Source organism: Candidatus Poribacteria bacterium (assembly GCA_009839745.1).
In the GTDB taxonomy this organism is placed as follows: domain Bacteria; phylum Poribacteria; class WGA-4E; order WGA-4E; family WGA-3G; genus WGA-3G.
This window is the reverse complement of the sequence record VXPE01000091.1, coordinates 1-21,322: the sequence shown is the minus strand read 5'-3', so window position 1 is coordinate 21,322 and position 21,322 is coordinate 1. Positions and strand designations below refer to the sequence as shown.

Genomic DNA, 21,322 nt, shown 5'->3' with positions numbered 1-21,322 from the left:
CAACGATTTACCCGTGCTTTTCTAAAGACTAAACTTTTATCAAACTCACGTTAGATATAGCCAGAACTTAACAGATTATCAAGAATCGGTAAAACGCGAACGGACAGAAGCGGAGGAAAATCCACCGAATACCCCAGACCCAAACACGGAAGTTTCTAAATTCTTCCTCAAACCCACGCCGCTAAGCGTCTTCGCGAGCGGTTTAGAGGAGGCGCTGCCGACCTATCTTGGGATGACACGGAATGGCGTGCGACAAGGGTCAGCAGGGGTTTCTCAAGCCTCCGTGGCGTATGCCCTCGGGAACCTGGATTTCCTATTTATTGTCGGGATCGTTTTCAGTTTGTTGGCACTCCTGTTTACGTGTGATGCGATTGCCGGGGAGAAAGAGGCAGGCACGCTTCGGGTAAACCTGTCAAATCCGCTTCCGAGAGATGTGTTTTTGTGGAGCAAGCTGATTGGCGGATATATTGTGTTCGTCGTTCCATTCCTGGTGTCTTTCCTCTTGGGATTACTCATACTCGTCGGGCAAGGGTTTCCACTCGGTGAGCTCAATTTTGCGCTGCCCGTGCTCGGTCTGACGCTTGTCTCACTGCTCTATATTGCTGTGTTTTTTGCGATAGGTGTCGCCATTTCAACGTATCTGGACAATTCAAAGACTGCATTGATCATCGCTTTTACGTTTTGGGTATTTGCGGTGTTGATTGCCCCTCGAGGTGCGTTTGTCGTCGCCAAACTTGTCGCACCCACCCGGACACAGCAGGCTGTTTATATGGAAAAAAGCGCACTTCACAATAACCTGACGAAGGATAAGGACGAGAAGATTTGGCAAAAAACGGCTCTGGCTTTCGGTAGTGGAAGTTCTTTTGGTATAGACCTAAGCGATCCAGAGACGCAAAAACGGTTGGATAAACTTAGAGGACCGATTGAGGAAGAGTTTCGACAGGCGTTCCAGAATCGAGCGGACAAGATTGATAGGGACTATCAACGCGAAAAGGATCGGCAAGAACAGGTTGGCGAGATGCTTTCCCGGATCGCGCCCACCGCTTCACTCACCTATTTCGCGATGAACCTCACCCAAACCGGCAAGTTAAAAAGGGATACCTACTTTCAAACGGGTGAGAGATACTACGATCAACTCGATGATTCGCATTTCAGTCAAGTTTCAGACGATGCCCTGGCACAGATTATGCAGTTGACGAGTCGGATGGAGGCTTCTGAATCCGAAACAGAGAAACTCCCGCCACCTCCACCCCTGACAGAGCCTTCTTTATCGGATACAGTGCGTCGCTCGGCAGTGGATGTGCTCTTACTCTGTTTTTTCGCGCTGGCATTCACAGTCGTGGCATTTCTGAAGTTCTTCCGTTCCGATATTTGATGTCAAGAGATGCCTCACTTTCCCTCGGCGGTATTTGATGAAGATTAAACGGTAATTTCGTAACAATGCCCGGGGCAGTTACAAACCACACCTACCGGGCTTGGGAAAACGGGAATTTATTTCTGAATATTGCTTAGTTTGTGCTACAATATCCATTTATAGACCCCACGTTATTGTGAGGCGGCAAATGAGGTATCCCCGTAAATGGCTTCCGATAATTCACACACATCCAACACAGCATCCGAATCCCGCCCATCGGCAATACAAACGCTCCGCCGTTTTTGCTTCATCGCGTGGCACGTCAGTCCGTTTGGCGCGATCGCACAGGCATTCATTACGCTCATATACGGATGCATTCCTGTCGGTATACTTTGGGCAAGTCGAGGACTCGTAAACCTTATTGCTGCCATTCTCGCCAACGAAACAGAACCGAGTTTACAGACTGCAGCGCCTTGGGTGATTGCATTGGTCCTTCTGGCGATTCTCAGAAATGTAACGGGCACGTATGACAGTTACTTGCGATGGAAGATGCAGAACCGGATTAGACTCTACCAGCAGCGTCTCCTGATTGAAGCCGCGACCCATATCGATTTTGCTGTCTTCGATCAGCCACAGACCTACGATTTAATCCAACGGGCGCGGCAGGCACTGGGACATCGACTTGTCAATGTCCTGAGATTTCTTACGGAAATTGGACAACTCTGTGTAACCCTTGTGGGATATGGGGTTCTCCTCTGGATCGCAGATCCGCTACTTGTACTCGTGGTCGTCCTACCCGCACTCCCGTCGGCGTGGCTCAAAATTAAGACCGCTAAAAGCGGATACATCCACGATTATGATGCCACTCCCGTCCGTCGTATGATGGCGTATATGCTGGGTTTATTGCTCGGTTCATCGTCTGGACAGGAAGTCCGGCTCTATGGTCTTTTCAATCCGCTTTTCAAACGCTGGCGAACGAACCATCAAAAGTGGCGGGAAGAATCGCTTGCGAAAGTCTGGCTCCAAGCAAAAGGCTCTATCGGCACAACTCTCGCTGAAGTGATTGCCTATTCTGTGGCAATTTTCATACTTGCAGGACGGATCGTAAATGGAGAATTAACGCTTGGAGATTACGTCGTTCTCATTGGCGCGGCAGGAACTTTTCAATCGAATCTCGAGAGTTTGCTGAGTGCCATACAGGACATCTTTGAAGACGTACCGTTGCTTCAAGATTTACACTTTTTCTTAGAACGGGCGAAAAAGGATCAGAACCAATCAGGAACACAGCGGTTTCCACAACCTCTACAAGACGGATTAGAAGTCCGAAATCTCCGCTTCCGGTACCCAGAGGCACCCAATGACGTGCTACAAGACATTAACTTTCATGTGCGTCCCGGAGAGATCGTTAGCATCGTCGGGGTCAACGGTGCGGGGAAATCGACGCTCATAAAATTGCTGCTCGGTCTCTATCAGCCCGATGATGGCACAATCCGCTATGACGGTATGAACGTGAAGTCAATTGCGCCTGAACAGATTGCCCTTAACTGTGCATCCGTCTTTCAGGATTTTGCGCGGTTCCGTCGACCGGTGCGCGAGGAGTTGGTACCGGGTCCATCGACCTACCATATTGATGACGAGACCTTGTGGCGTGTCATCAATGCAGTCGGGCTCCAAGAGCGTTTCCAAACCCTTTCCCGCGGCTTAGATACATTTTTGGATCCGTCACTCGGTGAGGAGGGGGAGGGTGTCGAGTTATCGGGCGGAGAATGGCAAAAGGTCGCACTGGCACGGGCTTTGGTCCGAAACCCACAAGTCCTCGTCCTCGATGAACCGACCGCCGCCTTAGACCCACAAGCCGAGGTAGAACTTTACCGACAATTTGTTGAACTTGCATCAGGACGGATGACGTTCCTGATCTCACATCGGATCGGATCCGCTCGCCTCGCAGACCGTATTTTGGTATTAGATGCCGGTCGTATTGTTGAAGATGGCACACATGACGCACTCCTCGCTAACAATGGACGTTACGCCCAATTCTTCAGAGCACAGGCACGCTGGTATCAGTAGAATTAGTAGTCAGTTATCAGTAAGAATGGTTATCGGTTGTCGGTTGTCAGTTTTCAGTAAAGAGGTATTCATTAGTTCCAAACCCATAGCCTGCAATAATACGCAGAAATACTTTCTTCGCATTGGATTTCAGCGTTTACAAAAACACGCAGGCGGGTCTACGGCGAGGGAGATAAAAGTCCAAACCCAGCTGATCGAACCGCAAGGAAGAGTTAAAAAATGCAAACGCTAAAAGAAAGTTTCGTGGCTTATGCTCGAACTTTGGTTGTGATTTGGCAGAGCGGTTCCCTGGCTGTCTTGGGCATGTTCCTGCTCACCTTATTACCCGGTGTTGTACCGGCTTGCCAGTTTTTCGTGACAGAACGCTTAGTCAATACAATCGTCGAGGTGGTCGGCGACGCAAATTGGTGGCAGGCGGTTTTACCGTGGCTCATCGGATTACTGGGTTTACGTATTCTCAGCACCGGTGCCGATCTACTGCGAGAACCCCTGTATACCCACTTAGGTGAAAACATTGAAATCTGGATTAACGACGGCATTGCCCAGAAAGTCGATACGACAGCGTTAATCGAAATCCAGACTGCAGAATTTCAAGATTCACTTGAACGGGCACGCGCTGTCTCCGGACTGGTGCTCCAGAATATCCTCTGGTATCTCGTTGACAGCCTTCAACAACTCATCAGTGTCGTTACACTTGGCATCGTGCTGTGGCAATATCATCCACTGTTGGCACTACTACCTGCCTTGACAGGGATGGCATCTTGGTGGAGTGACACGCGTTTTTCGGCGGATCTTTACGGTTTTGACGTAGAGCAGACACCCCAACGGCGTGAACAGGATGCATTAGAAGGAATCCTGACGGATCGCGGCACGGGCAAAGAAGTCCGGTTATACCAAACCCAAAACGCATGGATAGAACACTGGCATCAATTGGGACAATCGCTCATAGACGGACAAATGGGAATACGACGGCGAAAATTCTCAGTCTGTCTCGCGCTCGATACCACACGCGGCTTGTTATACGCCGGTTCGCTCATCCTATTGTTGTTGGAAGTCTTTCGTGGCGAGTTGACCGTCGGCACATATATTGCCGCTGCTGCTGGTTTGGTCCAATTAGACGGTATCTGGGACGCTGTCGCCTTTCAATTTCAGGCGATCGTTGAAGAGATGCGTCCACTGTTTGGGGATCTGTATCGGTTCCTTAACAGACAGTCGGATACCCAATTCCCTGACACAGCCGATGAAAAAATAAATGAATTCGACGGAAACAGAACGGTTGAAGATATTGCAGTAGCAGACCTCTCGTTTTTTTATCCAAATTCGCAAAAACCATCGTTAACGGATATAACACTCACATTCAAAAAAGGCGAACGTGTCGCAATCGTGGGACCCAATGGTGCGGGAAAGACCACACTGGCACGTGTATTGTTGGGACTCTACCGACCACACTCCGGCAGTATTCGTGTCGGAGATATACCCTTAACCGAAGAGAATCGTCGAGCGTGGTTAACACACTGCAGTGCCGTGTTTCAGGACTTTACGCAGTACCACCTTACCGCACGTGAGAATATTACCTTCGGCGACCTGGAACATCCTGAACGCATGGAAATGGCATCAATTGCGGGGGGTGCCGCTTCCGTTGTTGAAGGACTCACAGAAGGTTACGAGACACTCCTGGGTCCCACTTTCGGTGGACGCGATCTCTCCGGTGGTGAATGGCAACGTCTCGCAACAGCACGGAGTTTCATGCGGAAAACCCCGTGGCTCGTTGTCCTCGATGAACCGACTGCAGCACTGGATCCGCTCGCTGAACAGGCGGTTTATGAACGATTTATTGAACGGAGTGCAGGACGCACATCCGTGCTAATCTCACACCGTCTCTCTTCTGTCCGCACGTGTGACCGGATCCTCGTCCTTGACAACGGACGCATCGTTGAGGACGGTGACCACGAAACGTTATTGGCACAAGATGGACTGTATGCCCAATTTTTCAGAGCACAAGCGCAATGGTATGTTTGAGGACGTGCCGTTTGAAATCAAACTTTCCCTGAAAAGTTTGGAGGTATAGAGCATTGAAACTATACGAGGGAATTTCAACAGGCCTCTCTGCCATTTTACAGGAGAGAATGCGTTCTGCCCTCACAATGCTGGGGATCGTTATCGGTGTTGCGGCTGTCCTCGCAATGCTTGCTATCGGTGACGGCGCGAAGCGGATCGTCACGCAAGAGTTTGAAAAGTATGGCAGTCATTTTACGGTGCGACGGAATCCGTGGATTTGGCGTGGGGATCGTGTGTTTCCGAATCGCAGCGGCGAACACTTGAAATACGAAGATGTTTTAGCGATTGAAGCCGAATGTCCTGCTGTTGAGTCTGTGATACCGAGTATTTCTAACGAAGTGCTGGCGCAGGCTGAAGGCGGTGCGGCAAAATGGACGGAGTATGATGGCGTCAATTCTTACTTTCCGACAGGGATGAAGTGGCAGATTCAGCAGGGACGTTTCTTTTCCGAGGATGAATTCAATAATCGACGAAAAGTCTGTGTGCTTGGGTTAGAAGTCGCGACGGAGTTGTTTGGGAATCAGCATCCGATTGGCACAGAAATCAAGATTTCGCTTCAAGGTGGAAGGCCCGACCGTTTTCGCATCCTCGGTGTAATGGCGGAACGCGGCACAAGTCTTCAATATGGATTCAGTTGGGACGACATCGTGTTCATCCCTTTGACAACCGCGCAAGATAGATTTAAGGGCAAACGCCACATCAATTATCTCAACATCAGAGCGGTGGACTCGGATTCCATTGAGAAAGCCGCTGAAGAAGTGACAGCCGTTCTAAAAAAACGACATCGGAACCAAGACAATTTTTTCGATATTAGTTTTGCGACTGCTGCTGTCAAAGAACTCGATAAAATCAGTCGCATCATTAAAATCATGCTTAGCAGTATCGCCGGGTTTTCGCTGTTTGTCGGCAGTGTCGGAATTATGAATATGATGCTTGTTTCAGTGAACCAACGCACCCGTGAGATCGGGATCCGCCGCGCCATCGGCGCGAAACGACGAGATATTTTCTTGCAGTTTCTGATTGAGGCGATCGTGATGTGCGGTGTCGGCGGCTTCTTCGGTATTGGGTTGGGTATAGGTACCGGATATGTCTGTTCACACATAGCCGTTACAATCGTCAAAGTGATCCCCCAGTGGCCCGTCGTCATCTCGCTATACTGGATAGCGGTTTCTGTTAGCATTTCAGCCTGCATCGGTATCGTCTTCGGACTCTATCCGGCTCTAAGAGCCTCACACATCTCTCCGATCGAGGCGTTGCGGACGGAATAAAACAAAATTCCACATACGATTCCGTTCATTTCCAACCTCCGTTTATAGGACAGTTTAGAATTAATTGGACACTCCGCATCGGTGCGGTTCGGTGAAAGACCCTACCGAGCTATCAATAGCATCAATTTCCGCATCCTGATCCCATTTTTTTGAAAATAATGCAACCTTTTGCGAGTTAAAACCTGTCATTATAAGTTAAAAGGCGTTACGATTCCGAAGAGGTTTTTAATGAAACAGAAAGATGCTGAACTCATTCAACGGGTACTACAAGGCGACCAAGAGGCATTCGGGTTTCTCGTCAAAAAGTATCAGAAAGGGGTTCACGCGCTGGTGTGGCGGAAGATCGGCGATTTTCACATCGCAGAGGAAATTACGCAGGACGCCTTTTTCAGGGCATACCAGAAACTCGGAACCCTAAAAAATCACAACCTGTTTGCGGGATGGCTTTATGTCATCGCGTCACGCTTGTGTGCTGACTGGTTCCAAAAGAATTCTCCACCGGAACAATCCTTAGAAGTTACGGCTATGAGTGAAGTGAATCAAGTGTCATACTCTCAATACGTTTCAGAAAAACAAGCAGCGGAAACCGATGAAACGCGCCGTGAGATCGTCAAGAAGCTGCTCCAAAAACTACCGGAAAGCGAACGCACCGTGATAACCCTCTATTACCTCGGTGAAATGACAATCAAAACCATCAGCGAGTTTCTCGGTGTCTCTCCAAATACCGTTAAAAGTAGACTCAGCCGTGCTCGCAATCGTCTCAGGAAGGAAGAACACATGATCCGACAAAACCTCGGCAGTTTCCAACTACCTCCGTATTTTACAGAAAACATCATGCGGGACATCTCACGGATTACCCCCGCAGCCCCTACGACACATAAACCCGTGGTGCCTTGGGCACTTTCAGCGGTATCTGCGATCGCGCTGTTCTTATTGTTCGGGGCTGGGACACAGTATCTCTCCCGTTTCCAGAAACCTTACGACCTAAACGCTACATCGGAACGAACCGTTGAACTCATTGAAGCGGTTTTGGTTTTAGATTCACCCGCCAAACCCGCTGTGCGGAATCAGCCTGGAAGTTCATCAACGCCCGGTAGAAACCCGGGGGCAGGTCAGCAACCCGATGCGCGACTCTTTGCCGCCGCACTTGTGGATGAAACTGAGGTTCCAACGCCAGAACCGCAGTGGATACAAACGAAGGGACCCGCAGGCGGACTTGTCAATACCCTCTTCACGACAACGCGTGGAGACATCTATGCAGGTAGCTACACGAATCTTTACAAACTATCAGACGACGGGCCTTCATGGAAACTCGTCATCGCCGGAAGCCTGTCTTCACTCAACATGAAAGATTTCATAATAGGTAGTAACACACAACAAATGGTAGAGCGGGACGATACACTCTATATCGCTATCGATGCGGAGGTGTTGACTTCTACAGACTACGGTGAGACGTGGGATTCGCTCGGTGCACACCCAAAAGGGCAGCCCGTTGGGCTCGTCATAACGGACGCGGTTCCGGGGGCAGAAGCCGACATCACACTGAACCTTGCTCTCATTGAAGGTGTATTTCGATCTGCGGACGCTGGCAAGTCGTGGATACCTCTGAACGATGAGAACCTCGCGGGTCGAAAAATTCGTGCAATCGCCGCCGTTGAAAACATTCTGTTTGCTGGGACTGACAACGGACTCTATCGCCGTGATATGGATACATGGGAAAAATTGACGATTCGTCCAACAGAAATGTCCGAAGATAAAACGGCTATCCATGCCTTAGCGGTCGATAAACACCGGCTCTATGTTGCAGCCGGGGACGAAGTTACAAACCAGAATCAGATCGGGATGCAACTTAGAGCTTCGCTGACAGGAAGTAGCCAGTGGTCGCTTTACCGTTCAACCGATCAAGGCGATTCATGGTATTCCATAGATCCACGGAAGAGGCAGGAGCATGAGGAAGAGAGACAACAGAGGGAACAATTTGGGGTAAGTGTCCCATTCCCGGGGGCAGAGGAAACGGAAATCCATCTGCCGAGTATCAAGCTTCTCGCGACGCAGGGAAGGGTTATCGTCGTAGATGCGTTTGGAGAACTGTTCTACTCCATGAATACCGGGGAAACCTGGACTGCCTTGGATATAAAGGGCGGGTCAGGTTACAACGTGCCGCCGCCTGTGCTGATGATGGACGAGAATACTTTCTACAAAGGAGGACCTTCTGGGGTTCAGACCACAATTGATGGTGGCAAAACGTGGTCTGAGTTTAATAGCGGACTCGTGGGCACTCCCGTTCAGACACTTATTGCTGTTCAGGGTGAACTCTACGCAAATTCAACAAATGGGTTTGTCACTTCAACGGACGCAGGTGAATCGTGGACCCCGCTTCCCCGTGGTATTGACCACGGTGTCTTTATCAAAGTATTTGACGGTGTCCTCTATGTAAAGAGAGTGAATCAGATGAACTCACCTTCACCTATAGCCCATCTATCCACCGAGGACAATAGTCTAACGTTTATCTCCGGCATGCCTGCTTTTGAAAACGTCATGTCACAGAAAATGGACGAAGAAATGAACAGAATTATGATGCAAGCATTCACCGATGTGGCTAAGCAAGACCTTGAAGAAGGTGTGCCACCAAATCCCGAGGATGTTGATTTTGACCAGTTAAATGAAGCCATGAATAAGTTTATGCAAGAACAAGCCTCGGCTAGTATGATGACGTTTATTGGAAATTTTGCCGTGAGTGGCGATACCTATTATGTGGAATACGGGAAGACGCTTTACAGATGGCGACCCGGTATGACTGAATGGCACAACACAGGGTTAGTCGATACGGGCGAGGACGCTTTCGCGTCCCTATTATCCGGTCCTTTTGATTATTCGGCTGATGTCTCTACGTCTTATGATACCATTAATGCTATGGGTTTCAGAATCGCCGTGTCGGATAGCACGGTTTACGTCGGAAAACGGGAGGGACGCCTCTTTCAATCGTTTGATGAAGGGGACACCTGGAACGATGTTACTGTAGACCTCCCGTTCTCTTTTGAGAAATTCGAGGCGATCGTTTTCGCGGAACCCACCGTTTATGTGGCAACCGATAAAGGTGTTGCGTATTCGAGCGATGGCACGCACTGGCATATCGCAACGGATGCTGAGGGTAGCGCTCTCGTCGTCTCCCGATTGGCGGTGGAAGACACAACGGTGTATGGACAGACCGATCAACACGTGTATCTGTTGAAAGTGGGGACTCATACATGGAAACAGGCGACCCCCGAACTTCCAAGTGCTGTTATCTCTTTCGCTGTTGATGGGAACACACTGTATGTCGGGACTGCGAATCGTGGTGTTCTGCGTTTCGAGCTTGATCAATCGTTGTAGTTCGATCCAACTATATCTACCGTAGGCGTGCTTGAGAAAGCACGCCTTTTTCGTTCTGTAAACGTGCTTTGTAAACCCATCGTTAAACCTTTCATACGCAATTTGACAGTGCACACTTAAATCATTATAATAGTCTTTGAAACCCCGAAAACCATATATGCCCAGAAAATAAACATGAAATACATATTATATCTCATAGTCTTACTACCGTTTATTGTATCCGTGCCAACGTCCGCTGAAACGCCAGACGGCACAATTCCTTTCGATTGTCCTGATATACCAACCCCCAAATTTCAATTCCACTTCACCCGTGAACTAATTGCACTCGCCGTTACGACAGCCCCCTTCACTACAGTGGACGATCTTTACATCCACATCTACGATGATGCAGCGGGTATTTATGATACACTCGCGCAATACTACGGCGAGACCTTGAAAGCAAAAAACTGGCACGGCATCCAAGAAGATGATAGGGTCCAACTCTATGTTCTCAACGGAACCACTATGCAAGGCACAGGTGTGGATAATACCTTTATGGGCATCTTTGCAGTCGTAAAAAGCAATCACGAAATCTATTTGCTAAACATCGTTGGGAATGTTCCAGCACAACAGGCAGGGCAGCTCCTAACAGATCTCAGCAAACTGGGTATTGAGATCTCTGAGTTGAAATCGTTATCGGCGTTGGAAATTGATAAACGATCTTTACCTTCCCCGACGGGGTTCCGCACTGCCGACGGTTCCCCAATCCATGAAATTCAGATTAAAGGCAATCAGAAAATTGATCGGGTGGAGATTCTCGAAACGCTTGAAGCAGGTGACGAGGACATCAATAAAGCGATGGAAGCACTGCGAAAAAAAATGGGGTACAGGTTAGAAGGCGTAGAAACATCGGTTAAACAGGAAGATGGCAAACAGATTGCGGTCATTACTGTGAAGGAACGTCCTTCGCAGTCTGCCGGCTTTTCTGGAGGGGGACCCATTATTCAGTTCAACCGTGTCACAGGTTGGGAGCTCGGTGCTGAGATCGAAAATAGGTTTCCGGGTGCGCGTCTTTCAGACGGCACTTTGGCTTCAAAACTGTTTGGAAATATAGGTTACGGATTTGGGAATAAACTCGTCAATTACGAGATTGGCGGAACAACAATGCCTTTTTTGGCACATACATACCGATCGGGAACAACGGGTCATGGAGATCCATCTGGCAAATGGTATCTTGGACTCGGAATGGATGCCAAAGTCTACCGTATCACAGACATCACGACACCGATTCTTACTGTCGTTGATGACTATGGTTCGGCTTATTATGATTCCCCTTTTCGGCTACTGTATAGCCTTTTCGGTGGATCGGATATCCATAATTACTATTCCAGAAGAGGATTTGAAATTGGCTTGCGGTGGGAAAAGTTATCACGACCGGTGCCTACTTCCAGTCCGACGCACTTAGCAACGTTGACGTTTCTTGTTGAAAACCATGAGAGTCTGGAAAAAAGCACAGATTGGCATCTTTTCAATTGGCGTTCGACATCAAAGGCACGAGAAAATCCAGCGATAACACCCGGTCGCATGCGGAGCGTTATGTTTGAATACGATTTTAACACCCGCCGGAACTATCTCGGCTGGCATAACACATTTTCGGTTGAACATAGCAGCACTGCCTTCGGTTCGGATTTCGATTTTACGCGCTATCAGCTCCATCTCCGCTATGCCCATCCACTCGGTAAACATGAGATACGGACGCGGGCAGTCGGCAGTTTTTCAACCGCATTCCTACCGATGCAACGTCAATTCACCATCGGGGGTCCAGGGGTCTTGAACGGCTACCCGCTCTACGCTTTTGCTGGCGACCGTGGTTATCTCTTCAACATCGAATACTTCTATCCTTTCCCGGAACTGTCTTTCTGGAGAAACATGCCCTTCGATTTTGATTTTAATCTCTTTCTGGTGTTTTTCCTCGATGCAGGTCAAGCGTGGAACATAGATAACCAAACACCCACGCTTGTGCCGAAGAGCAATGCCGGCATCGGTTTCCACTTCGGTGAAAGCGACTCTTTTTTACGATTTAATGTTGCGAAGGCTTTTGAATCGGAACAAGGCGTGCAATTCAATATCCTCTGGTTCTATAGTTTTTAATCGGATATGACATTCAAAATGGGAATCAACGCTGTCATCTATTCGCTCACGCACTAAATACAGTGAGTTCCATAGGACGTTTTTGAAAAAAATGCAACCTTTGGGAACCTAAGTGTCGTCCCCCTAATCATAGGACGTTAAACTTTTTAGCGAAGTTGCGAGAAATGCATTTACAACCTGAGATAGTTTAGAAAAAAGATGCAACTTTTTGGGAACTCGTTTGTAGTAAGTAATGCAAGGGATATATTTGTAGGCGGGATATTCGAATCCTGACCTCTTTTTAGATACACCCGTCTCAAACACATGAGGATACCCAATGCGAAGACGCACAAATCGAGCTTTATTGATATCCTTCGCGCTCCATGTCGTGGCGATGTTAGCGATCTCACCCTTTCTTGTGAATCATTTCACTGCGGAGAAAGAGAGCATATCGGTCGAGATATTAGAACCGGAATCCGAGCAGCCGGTGAGACAACGGGTTTTGCCACCACGCACCCCGGTGGTGCCACAGGTGAGTGAGACGGAATCAGCTCCCGCTTCCCCGGCTTCGCTGACGTATGCGCCAGAGGTAACCGTTCCGAAAACCCCCGTTCATGCCGATGTAATTCCCGATGTCGTCACGCATGCCGACCTTCCACAATCAGAGGCCCCGAGTCCTGTCTCCAACGCCAGTCTTGGTGAGGATGGGGAACTGGCGGGTCCCGTTGTCGCTGAGGGACAGCGGGGCACTGGGATTGGTGGACCCGGGCACCATGGACGCGGGACGGGGGGATATGGGAGCGGAAAACACTTTGCAAAAGGGACAGGCGCAGCGGATGTCGGACTCGCAACGCTTGAGGGCATAGGCACAGGACTCGGTATTTTTGACACAAATGTGATAACTGGACATGGATTAATCGGTGAAGTCTACGTCCCAGGTGGCCCAATCCACAGAATGCCGAATTTCGACCTTTTGACCCCTATTTATACCTTCGTCACACCAAACTTAGATATCGCTAAACGAGACTATACCGAGGGATTTCCGACCTCAGAAATGCAACATGTCGTTGAGAATTTTGCAATCCGATTCCGAGGGGAGTTAGCAATTGACCCACCCGGAGTGTACCACTTCGGGCTTTACTCAGATGACGGTGCGAAACTATATCTCGACGGGGTGCTCGTCGTGGACAACGATGGAATTCACGAGGGTAGCGGGAAGAGTAAGCACATAACGCTCTCCAAAGGTATATATCCCGTTGAGATTCAATATTTCCAAGGACCCCGATACTCTATCGCGCTACAGTGGTACTATGCCCCTCCGAATGAACCTTATTCTGAGAGCAAGCGTTCCATTTCAATAACACTCCCGGCATGGCGTTTGCGCTCGGAGGAATATATACTCGGAAGGATCGTACCACCGGAAGTTATCTATCGTCCCGGCAAACCGCGCGTCCCAGAAGCATTGCGAAAACTCCAACAACGTCTCAAGAACATCGAAAATGATCAGTAATGGAGCGTCTAAATGAAACATACGATTACAAGAGCATTCATAGCATTTCTGCTTCTCATGAATCCTGCAGTGCAATCACAGTCCACTAACGGCACTGTCGCCTTTAATTGTCCGAATCTGCCACCCTCTGAATTCCAGTTTGATTTGGACAGGCGTGTGATTGCCCTCGTGATGGAGGATCCGACTTCCAATATCGCACCGCTGTTTAACACTATAGACACCTTACGTCTCCGCAGTTACCGAGGTCGGTCTGTCAATCTTAAAGAAGTTGTTCAATATTACGGAGAAGTTTTAAAAGTGCGCGGCTGGCAGGTATTAGGACATCCCCCTCAAGATAATGTCAAAGACGACAATTTTCATCTCTATACCCTCCAAGTAAATGAATCCCTTCAGGGGATCTTCATTATCGTTAAAAGTGGCGATGATGTGTATCTGATAAATATCGTTGGTGAAATCCCGAAAAAGCAGCTCGGCGCGCTGCTCCTCAATCTCCATCAACTCGGTATTGAGATTCCTGAACTGATGTCCCTCAAACAGCGCGATCTGGAAATCCCGCCCCCTCCACCGCTCCCGACACCGGAAGTTGTGGATCCAACACCAGAACCTCCCGTTACAACTGATACTTCTGAAGAGGTATCCCCATCGCTACAAGAAATCCAAGAACTAGCGAAATCATGGAATTGGATGTTTGATGGTGAACAAATTCACGACATTCAAATCCAAGGGGTCGAGGGGATTGATAGTTCCAATATTGTGAAAATCCTTGAAAATGGATCTGGCGATGTCACGGAGGTCATGCCTATTCTGACCAGCGTGCTCCTCAACAGTTCTAAAAAGGCATCTCTACGCGTCGAAGAAAAGGGTGCCAAACGCCTTGGGATAATCACCGTGGAAGATATTCCTATTACACGCACCCTATCAGTGCTGAAATCTCTGAAAATTTCTGGTTCTGATGTTAATCGCGTCCATAATACACTTAGCAAGTTGGTTTCACAAGGATCAGCCTCTCAAATTCCAGCCGTAGGCACACGGTTTTTAGCGGGGGATGTGCCTATCCACGAAATACGCATCCAAGGAAATCAGAAGATATCGGATGCCCAAATTCAACAGACGCTCGAAAACAGTTCTGAAGATATCGAACAAGCCCTCAAAACCCTGTATAAAGCGATGCCTTATTTTGAGGAGGTCAACCTACAAATCAATGAAGAAAATTCCAAGTACATCGCGACGATTACTGTTGATGAGAAACCGCTTTCAAATACGTATCTCGGTCTCAATCCGCCCCTACGTCTCGGATTCAATCGAGTGACGGGATGGGAAATCGGAACGGGTTTTGAACTCGGCAAACGAAAGGATATCGGGACCCTCTGGGCGTGGAGTGTCAGAAATTCAACGACCGATCAAAATTCAAAGTTCTTTGGGAAGGCGAGTTATGCGTTCGGCAATCCACACATCCATTATCGCATGGGGGGGACTGCGAATTGGGGAAAACCCTACATCTGGAATCTCGGACTCACAGCGCAAATTCACCGCCTCACAGATGCAGTTGCTCCCGAAATGTTTCCGAACTACAATGAGAATGAATCTATTTTTCAGCGTGTTTTTGGGATACCTGACCTTCAAAATTACTATCTGCGACAAGGGGCTGAGCTCGCCGTGCGATGGGCACCGATTATGCCGACCCACGCGTTCAAATTGGCGATGGTTACAGAATCCCACGCGAGTCTGCAGAAAAGCACGGACTGGTTTATCGCCAATTGGGGATCGCACCTCCGGGTCAGGGAAAATCCACCCATAATCCCCGGTCAGATGCGAAGCCTCACCTTCCAATACGATTTCAGGACGCGAACAAATGCCTTGGGATGGCACAATACATTTCTCATTGAACACAGCAATGCCGCCGTAGGCTCCGATTTCGATTTCACACGCCTGCTGTTGCACCTTCGGTATGCTTTCCGACTACAGAATAACCGAATTCGAACTCGGTTCCTGTTTGGGTTTTCCGATTCAACGCTCCCAATTCAACGCCAATTTGTCATTGATGGGATAGAAGGACTCCGAGGATATTCTTGGAGAAAACAGGAGGATGAATCTGAAGGTCCACTCACTTACAAGAGCGGATATACGTCCTCTCCATACACGTTTGCAGGAGACCGAGGGTTTCTACTCAACATCGAATACCATTATCGTTTGTCCAATCTATCAAGTTGGCGTTTTTTCAACAACGCATTTGCGATTGTTTTCTTTGATGAGGGGCAGGTCTGGAATGTATCCGGTCCAGCATATACCTTCGATCCTAAAGGAAATATCGGCATCGGTTTACAAGTTGGGGAAGATAGTTCCATTTTTCGACTCAACATCGCAAGAGCCTTTGAATCTGGCAAAGGTATCCACGTCACGACGGTTTGGTCCAAAAGTTTTTAAGAGTAGACGAAATTCATTTTTTGTGGTACACTCTCGCTCAGAGAACGGAACTCAATTTTACCCAGACGTTGGACCGACCTTCAAGCCGAAAAAATGCGAACCATCCAGTTGTTAGCCATTTTCATTGTGACGGCCCTATCCGTTATCCTGCCGAATTCAGAGGGTGATTCGGACAGATTCACCTTCGTCCGTCTAAAATATGGGGGGCAACTCACAAGACGCAGCAGTTGGCGAGTGGATTGGCCCGCCTCCGACCGGAATTTTATCTGGCAACTCCGCAAACAGACGAATATTGATGCCGATCCCCGTGAAAAGATTATTGATGTTGGTGCGACGGAGTTGTTTGAATATCCGTTCGCTTACATGCTGGAGGTCGGAAGCCTCAGGTTGAGCTATAAAGAGGCACAGAATTTACGCGAATATCTTTTACGCGGAGGTTTTATCTTCATTGACGATTTCCACGGGGAACGTGAATGGGCATGGTTTTACAAGGAATTCAAGAAGATTTTCCCAGAACGAGAACCGGTAGACATCCCGATATCCCATCCGATTTTCCGATGCTTCTTCAAAATCGAAAAACTCGTCCAGATTCCCGGACTCCGTTCACTTTTTAGTGGACGCACCTATGAGAGATACGACGGTTATCCCGCATACTGTCGCGGGGTTTATGACGACAATGGACGGTTGATGATGATGATCAACTTCAATACCGACCTTGGAGACGCCTGGGAACATGCCGCAGAAGATTTATACCCACGGGAGTATTCAAATGCCGCATTGCAGATGGGTATCAATGCGGTTGTCTATGCCCTCACGCACTAACGCGTCCTAATCGTAGCGACGCTGATATTTGAAAAAAATCTTTTGGATATGTTATAATGAACCTATCACAAACTTTGAATGGGTAGCACGCTTGCATACCCGCAAAATGGAGAAGCATATATGCTCAGTCGTAAACAGAAATTAGAGTTTTATGAGAACGGCTATATCTCTATCCCCGGCGTTGTGCCGCGACTTATGATAGACGCAGCGCGGCAGGCGATTAATCACTCCATCGGTGCTGTCGGTATGAACGAAGGAGACTTAGAGCGCTACCGGGCGCAATCCTACTGCAGCGAAATTCGTGAAGCCTCTGAGATCGTCGATCTCTTCAATAAAACACCGATCCTCAAGCTTTCAGAATCATTGATGGGTGAAGGGAACGTTCAAACGCCGAGTTCAGGACAGATTGCCCTGCGTTTCCCGGGTCCGTTGCAAGTGGATCCAAACGAACCGCACGGACACCTTGACGGGTTAGGGAGCGGTACAAACGGAATGGCAAAAGGGGTGTATCGGCGTGGATTCACTGCACTCGCTGTGATTTATCTCGCGGATGTCCTCGAAACGTATAGCGGGAACTTCACTGTTTGGCCGAAATCGCACAGTTTCTTCGCTAACTATTTCGAAAAAGAGGGGCACGAGATTTTGGCGGACGGGATGCCACAGGCGGAACTACCGGAGGGGCCCAAACAGATCGTTGGCAAAGCAGGCGATGTGGTCCTCACACATCACCAACTCGTTCACACGGCGGCACCAAACGCTGCAGCGGATATCCGCTACGCCGTCATTTTCCGGCTGCGACACATTGATTGTGAGAAAAACGGGTATGATGCTTACACCAATATCTGGAACGAATGGCCCGGTGTTCAAGAAGCAATCGCTGCAGCTGATGCCTAAATTCCTGTTCGGAAAACAAAAAAATGGGCGGCATTTGTCATGCCGCCCATTCGCTTTCTACTTCTACTGAAGGTCCTTAATGTACCCCCAAGTTGTGCTTAATTTACCCTTGGGATCAACATCAAAGGGGTTCTCGGGTCCACTGGCAAGATGTTCAATCTCTTTATCAGACAGCGGACGGTGGAACAACATAAACTCATCCAGAATTCCTTTGTATGCCCATGTCGGTCCCGTACCACCATCGAATGCGCCTGCCTCTGATCCAATCCCTATGAATCCATACCGGGCTTGTCCTGCGCCGATGACTTTTGCGGGTGCATCTACCTCTTGATCTAATTTCCCATCAACGTATATTCGATGCTTTTTCCCGTCGAACGTTGCCGCGAGATGGTGCCATTTGTCATCGGCAACATCCGTCTCACCGAACCAATCGTGGCAACACGGACAACAGGTGTCAAAAGCAACAAAGGTTGTGCCTATATTGCCACCGACGTCATCACCGACAGCGAAACGGAAGAATTCGCTCCGATCCCAAGACGCAATCATGCCTCTCTGATCCGCCTTAGACCATGCGGTGATACTAAACTCTTTAATCGGATCGACATATTGGTGCTCTCGGACTGCAATGTAACTCGTTGCGACGCCGGGAAACTCCATGCCTTCCCCGACTTTGCCTTTCACCGATTTGACATCGTTGTTTTTGATAAGTCCGTCATTCCCGTTACCGGACACATCAATCACATCGTCACCCTTGAGGGTGTCTTTGTTGAAACTGTAATAGATGATGAGATCATCCTCTTTGACCACTTGGGCATCGGTCATCAACACCGGTCCCACCAAAATTAGGATTGACATCACTAAGCTGAACGTAAGCGCAGTTTTCATTGGAAGTCTCCTTGTGTAATAAGAGATACACGTCATCAGTGTATGCTGTTAAAACCGTTCATGTTTCAAAAGGCGAAAACGGCGAACTTTTCCCGAATAGATTTGACGAAATAAGTGAAAGCGACATAGGAATACCTCCTTGGGAACGCACCAAGTTACGGTTGCAATACCCCAAGTTGCTCCTAAAAGGGTATAAACGCCTATAAAGAGTGCTTCTATCCTGCCACAGATCAAAGTGCTAAAAAGGCGTTCTCATGGACATAACATTGTCCGATCCTATACAATTTGAGATGTTCATTTAATCTCAAACTGATTGCAATATATAATAAAAAACATAAAAAAACAACAATTTTTTCCTGTCTTTAGCCACAGCGTCAAACCCCTTGGATCCGATCTCCTGTTTTAAGACAAAGCATATTCGGTTGGTACTGACAAGTTGTGGTTTAGGAATATCCTCCGACCCCTAACAGCATCCGTTCTTCCAAATCTGCCTCTTTAAGGAAGGTGTGGGTCAACCCATCTTCCGGTTGTGCGCCACCGTGGGGTGATTTTCGGAGCCATGTCGGCGTATAACTTAAAATTAACATTCTCCGCTTGGCGTTTAGCGTTGGTAAGCCCCGGTGCCAGAGATTGCCGTGGATTAGCACGCCGCCCCCCGCTTTCACTCGTAGCTCGACTTCACTTTCCACGGATTCGTAACTATTCGGTGTTGCCTTGTCCAACCAGTCATGCGATCCAGGGACGACTGCGACCGCGCCGGTATCTTCGTTCAGATCATCCAGATAGATGAGGCAATCAATACAGTGTGGACGTGAAAACCACGGTGGCAACGGGTTAGATACGACACGTAGATGTTGGTGCCACGGCGTTTGGTGTTCCCGATCATCACCGGGATAACTGATGCGTGCGCTCAGACCACGCAACCGGACAAGGGGTCCCATCATCGCACGGGCAATTGATAAAGTCGGTTGGAATTTAAGGAGTTCCAAGAATGCTTCATCCTTATCCATCAGATGACGCGGAATGAAGCCCCACCCCCGTTTACCAGCCATCGCACTGTCTCGTTTTTCCGACTCACGTTCCTCTAAACGATCGAGAGCATCCCGCAATTTTTGGAGTACCACGCCTTGAAAGAGCCCTTCCCGAACAAGGTACCCCATTTCGGCGAACGCCTGCAATTCTTCGGGGCTCGCGTGCACCTCAATTTCCCAGTGTCCCCCGGATTCCGCATCTGGATTGTGGTCGTTTAGTACTTCGTACTCGAGTGTATGTCTTTCCATGTTTCCCTCTGCAAATATCTGCGTCCAGAGTGAATTTGTCAAATTGTCGGCATCACATTCCCACCACACACGGGGATATACGCACCTGTGATGTAACTCGCGAGGTCTGACGCCAGAAAAAGCACAGTGTTGGCAATTTCTTGGGCAGTTCCACGCCGTTGCATCGGGACTTTACGCCAATAATGCGCGTCGGACGCGCCCGCTTCCGCCAAGGTCCTCACCATCACGCGTCCCAACGCGCCTGAACCACCTGTAATTACTGCTACTTTATCGGAAAGGTCAATCGGAATCATTGCCGCTCCCTATCTTAAAGATATCGCGCCGTGTTATGGCTGTAAAAAATCGCCCGGAATACGAGACATCGGATAATTTGCGTCTTCGTCGCGACTCGCAACGACTTCCGGTATTTCTCTATCCCAATAGTCCGGCACAGTATTCGGACGGCTATGCCATGCGAGGATTAGGGTGCGTCGAACGTCGGTAAAGTTTCTGTGGGCAGAGTGTAAAATGCGCGCATCCGCCATTACCAACGACCCCGCTTTCGCACAGATATCTACTTGATCTGGGTGATCACTGAACATGATGGGATGATCTTCATCAATGAACCGCGCCCCCTGCTCATGCGCCGGCACCAATATGTCGTGTAAATCGATACGCTTACGGTGTGTGCCCGGAATGACCTTTAAACAACCATTTTCCCGATCCGTATCTGTAAGATAATAATTAAGGAAAATCGTTTGTGGCCACGGGGCGCAACTCAGTGGATCGTTCCAGCGCATCCAATCTTGATGCCAATAGAGCGGGGGTCCCCCGGATTCCTTCGTCAGAATAATGATTCCACCCGATGATACAAAATCGCCAAATCCGATCTGTTCGAGTGCTTCACGTGAAGGTTGCCACTCCAGCAATTTTTGAATATGCGTGTTATCCTCACCGCGGACGTTGACGTGCTGTCCTTGATAGATAACATCTTCCGGTTCTACGTGTCCTGCGATCAGTCGTTCCGATTCGTCTCGGAGTTCCTGTAGAAATTCCTCTGTCAGAACATTATCAACAATGCAGAACCCCTCTTCAATCATTTGTTCCCGCTTTTGTATAGCGACTTCAGGTGTCATCACACGCTCCTTTACCTATAAATGTGATTCTGAAACTAACTTTAATCAGGCGTAGCTTGAAAGTTTGCTTTATTTTATACGAATTTGCGGGAGAAGACAACAATTTTTTCGGCTCATGTAAAAAGTAAGTGCTATTTTTTTGAAGTTGTGTTAGCATGTGTCGT

The 21,322-nt window shown here is 48.6% G+C and carries 14 protein-coding genes; 10 read left to right on the top strand and 4 right to left on the bottom strand.

What is annotated here, in order from left to right; genetic code table 11:
* Positions 1-232: 232 nt before the first annotated feature.
* The 10 genes from F4X88_14805 (at position 233) to F4X88_14760 (ending at position 17,878) form a co-directional block, all read left to right on the top strand.
* Positions 233-1,375, top strand: coding sequence for an ABC transporter permease subunit (locus tag F4X88_14805; GenBank protein ID MYA57558.1), 1,143 nt, complete (start codon positions 233-235; stop codon positions 1,373-1,375).
* Between the two features lie 204 nt (positions 1,376-1,579).
* Positions 1,580-3,421: an ABC transporter ATP-binding protein gene (locus tag F4X88_14800; GenBank protein ID MYA57557.1), complete on the top strand. Its 1,842-nt coding sequence runs from the start codon at positions 1,580-1,582 to the stop codon at positions 3,419-3,421.
* A gap of 219 nt (positions 3,422-3,640) precedes the next feature.
* Positions 3,641-5,440, top strand: coding sequence for an ABC transporter ATP-binding protein (locus F4X88_14795; protein MYA57556.1), 1,800 nt, complete (start codon positions 3,641-3,643; stop codon positions 5,438-5,440).
* A gap of 107 nt (positions 5,441-5,547) precedes the next feature.
* Entirely contained in the window at positions 5,548-6,747 is a 1,200-nt protein-coding gene (locus tag F4X88_14790) for an FtsX-like permease family protein (protein ID MYA57555.1), read from the top strand.
* 228 nt (positions 6,748-6,975) lie between these two features.
* A complete protein-coding gene (locus tag F4X88_14785) occupies positions 6,976-10,119 on the top strand; it encodes a sigma-70 family RNA polymerase sigma factor (protein ID MYA57554.1) in 3,144 nt (1,047 codons plus the stop codon).
* A gap of 174 nt (positions 10,120-10,293) precedes the next feature.
* Positions 10,294-12,249, top strand: a complete 1,956-nt coding sequence (locus tag F4X88_14780; GenBank protein ID MYA57553.1) for a BamA/TamA family outer membrane protein — start codon at positions 10,294-10,296, stop codon at positions 12,247-12,249.
* Positions 12,250-12,565: 316 nt separating this feature from the next.
* Positions 12,566-13,738: a hypothetical protein gene (locus F4X88_14775; protein MYA57552.1), complete on the top strand. Its 1,173-nt coding sequence runs from the start codon at positions 12,566-12,568 to the stop codon at positions 13,736-13,738.
* Positions 13,739-13,750: 12 nt separating this feature from the next.
* Complete coding sequence (locus F4X88_14770; protein MYA57551.1) at positions 13,751-16,162, top strand: hypothetical protein; 2,412 nt, start codon at positions 13,751-13,753, stop codon at positions 16,160-16,162.
* A gap of 93 nt (positions 16,163-16,255) precedes the next feature.
* A complete protein-coding gene (locus F4X88_14765) occupies positions 16,256-16,984 on the top strand; it encodes a DUF4159 domain-containing protein (protein MYA57550.1) in 729 nt (242 codons plus the stop codon).
* A 120-nt stretch (positions 16,985-17,104) separates the two neighbouring features.
* Positions 17,105-17,878, top strand: a complete 774-nt coding sequence (locus F4X88_14760) for a phytanoyl-CoA dioxygenase family protein (GenBank protein MYA57549.1) — start codon at positions 17,105-17,107, stop codon at positions 17,876-17,878.
* A gap of 63 nt (positions 17,879-17,941) precedes the next feature.
* Here F4X88_14760 and F4X88_14755 read toward each other — a convergent pair whose 3' ends face one another.
* The 4 genes from F4X88_14755 to F4X88_14740 form a co-directional block, all read right to left on the bottom strand.
* The gene (locus F4X88_14755) at positions 17,942-18,799 is read right to left on the bottom strand and encodes a LamG domain-containing protein (GenBank protein MYA57548.1); all 858 of its coding nucleotides are present in this window, start codon (positions 18,797-18,799) and stop codon (positions 17,942-17,944) included.
* Between the two features lie 407 nt (positions 18,800-19,206).
* On the bottom strand, positions 19,207-20,043 hold the full coding sequence (locus F4X88_14750) for a phytanoyl-CoA dioxygenase family protein (GenBank protein ID MYA57547.1): 837 nt from the start codon (positions 20,041-20,043) through the stop codon (positions 19,207-19,209).
* Positions 20,044-20,081: 38 nt separating this feature from the next.
* Entirely contained in the window at positions 20,082-20,336 is a 255-nt protein-coding gene (locus tag F4X88_14745; protein MYA57546.1) for an SDR family oxidoreductase, read from the bottom strand.
* A gap of 33 nt (positions 20,337-20,369) precedes the next feature.
* On the bottom strand, positions 20,370-21,158 hold the full coding sequence (locus tag F4X88_14740; GenBank protein MYA57545.1) for a phytanoyl-CoA dioxygenase family protein: 789 nt from the start codon (positions 21,156-21,158) through the stop codon (positions 20,370-20,372).
* Between the last annotated feature and the right edge of the window lie 164 nt (positions 21,159-21,322).

Excerpts from the sequence above, each read along its gene's own strand:
- F4X88_14805 (MYA57558.1), top strand. The coding sequence starts at position 233 with ATGACACGGAATGGCGTGCGACAAGGGTCAGCAGGGGTTTCTCAAGCC.
- F4X88_14800 (MYA57557.1), top strand. The coding sequence starts at position 1,580 with ATGGCTTCCGATAATTCACACACATCCAACACAGCATCCGAATCCCGC.
- F4X88_14795 (MYA57556.1), top strand. The coding sequence starts at position 3,641 with ATGCAAACGCTAAAAGAAAGTTTCGTGGCTTATGCTCGAACTTTGGTT.
- F4X88_14790 (MYA57555.1), top strand. The coding sequence starts at position 5,548 with ATGCGTTCTGCCCTCACAATGCTGGGGATCGTTATCGGTGTTGCGGCT.
- F4X88_14785 (MYA57554.1), top strand. The coding sequence starts at position 6,976 with ATGAAACAGAAAGATGCTGAACTCATTCAACGGGTACTACAAGGCGAC.
- F4X88_14780 (MYA57553.1), top strand. The coding sequence starts at position 10,294 with ATGAAATACATATTATATCTCATAGTCTTACTACCGTTTATTGTATCC.
- F4X88_14775 (MYA57552.1), top strand. The coding sequence starts at position 12,566 with ATGCGAAGACGCACAAATCGAGCTTTATTGATATCCTTCGCGCTCCAT.
- F4X88_14770 (MYA57551.1), top strand. The coding sequence starts at position 13,751 with ATGAAACATACGATTACAAGAGCATTCATAGCATTTCTGCTTCTCATG.
- F4X88_14765 (MYA57550.1), top strand. The coding sequence starts at position 16,256 with ATGCGAACCATCCAGTTGTTAGCCATTTTCATTGTGACGGCCCTATCC.
- F4X88_14760 (MYA57549.1), top strand. The coding sequence starts at position 17,105 with ATGCTCAGTCGTAAACAGAAATTAGAGTTTTATGAGAACGGCTATATC.
- F4X88_14755 (MYA57548.1), bottom strand. The coding sequence starts at position 18,799 with ATGACGTGTATCTCTTATTACACAAGGAGACTTCCAATGAAAACTGCG.
- F4X88_14750 (MYA57547.1), bottom strand. The coding sequence starts at position 20,043 with ATGGAAAGACATACACTCGAGTACGAAGTACTAAACGACCACAATCCA.
- F4X88_14745 (MYA57546.1), bottom strand. The coding sequence starts at position 20,336 with ATGATTCCGATTGACCTTTCCGATAAAGTAGCAGTAATTACAGGTGGT.
- F4X88_14740 (MYA57545.1), bottom strand. The coding sequence starts at position 21,158 with ATGACACCTGAAGTCGCTATACAAAAGCGGGAACAAATGATTGAAGAG.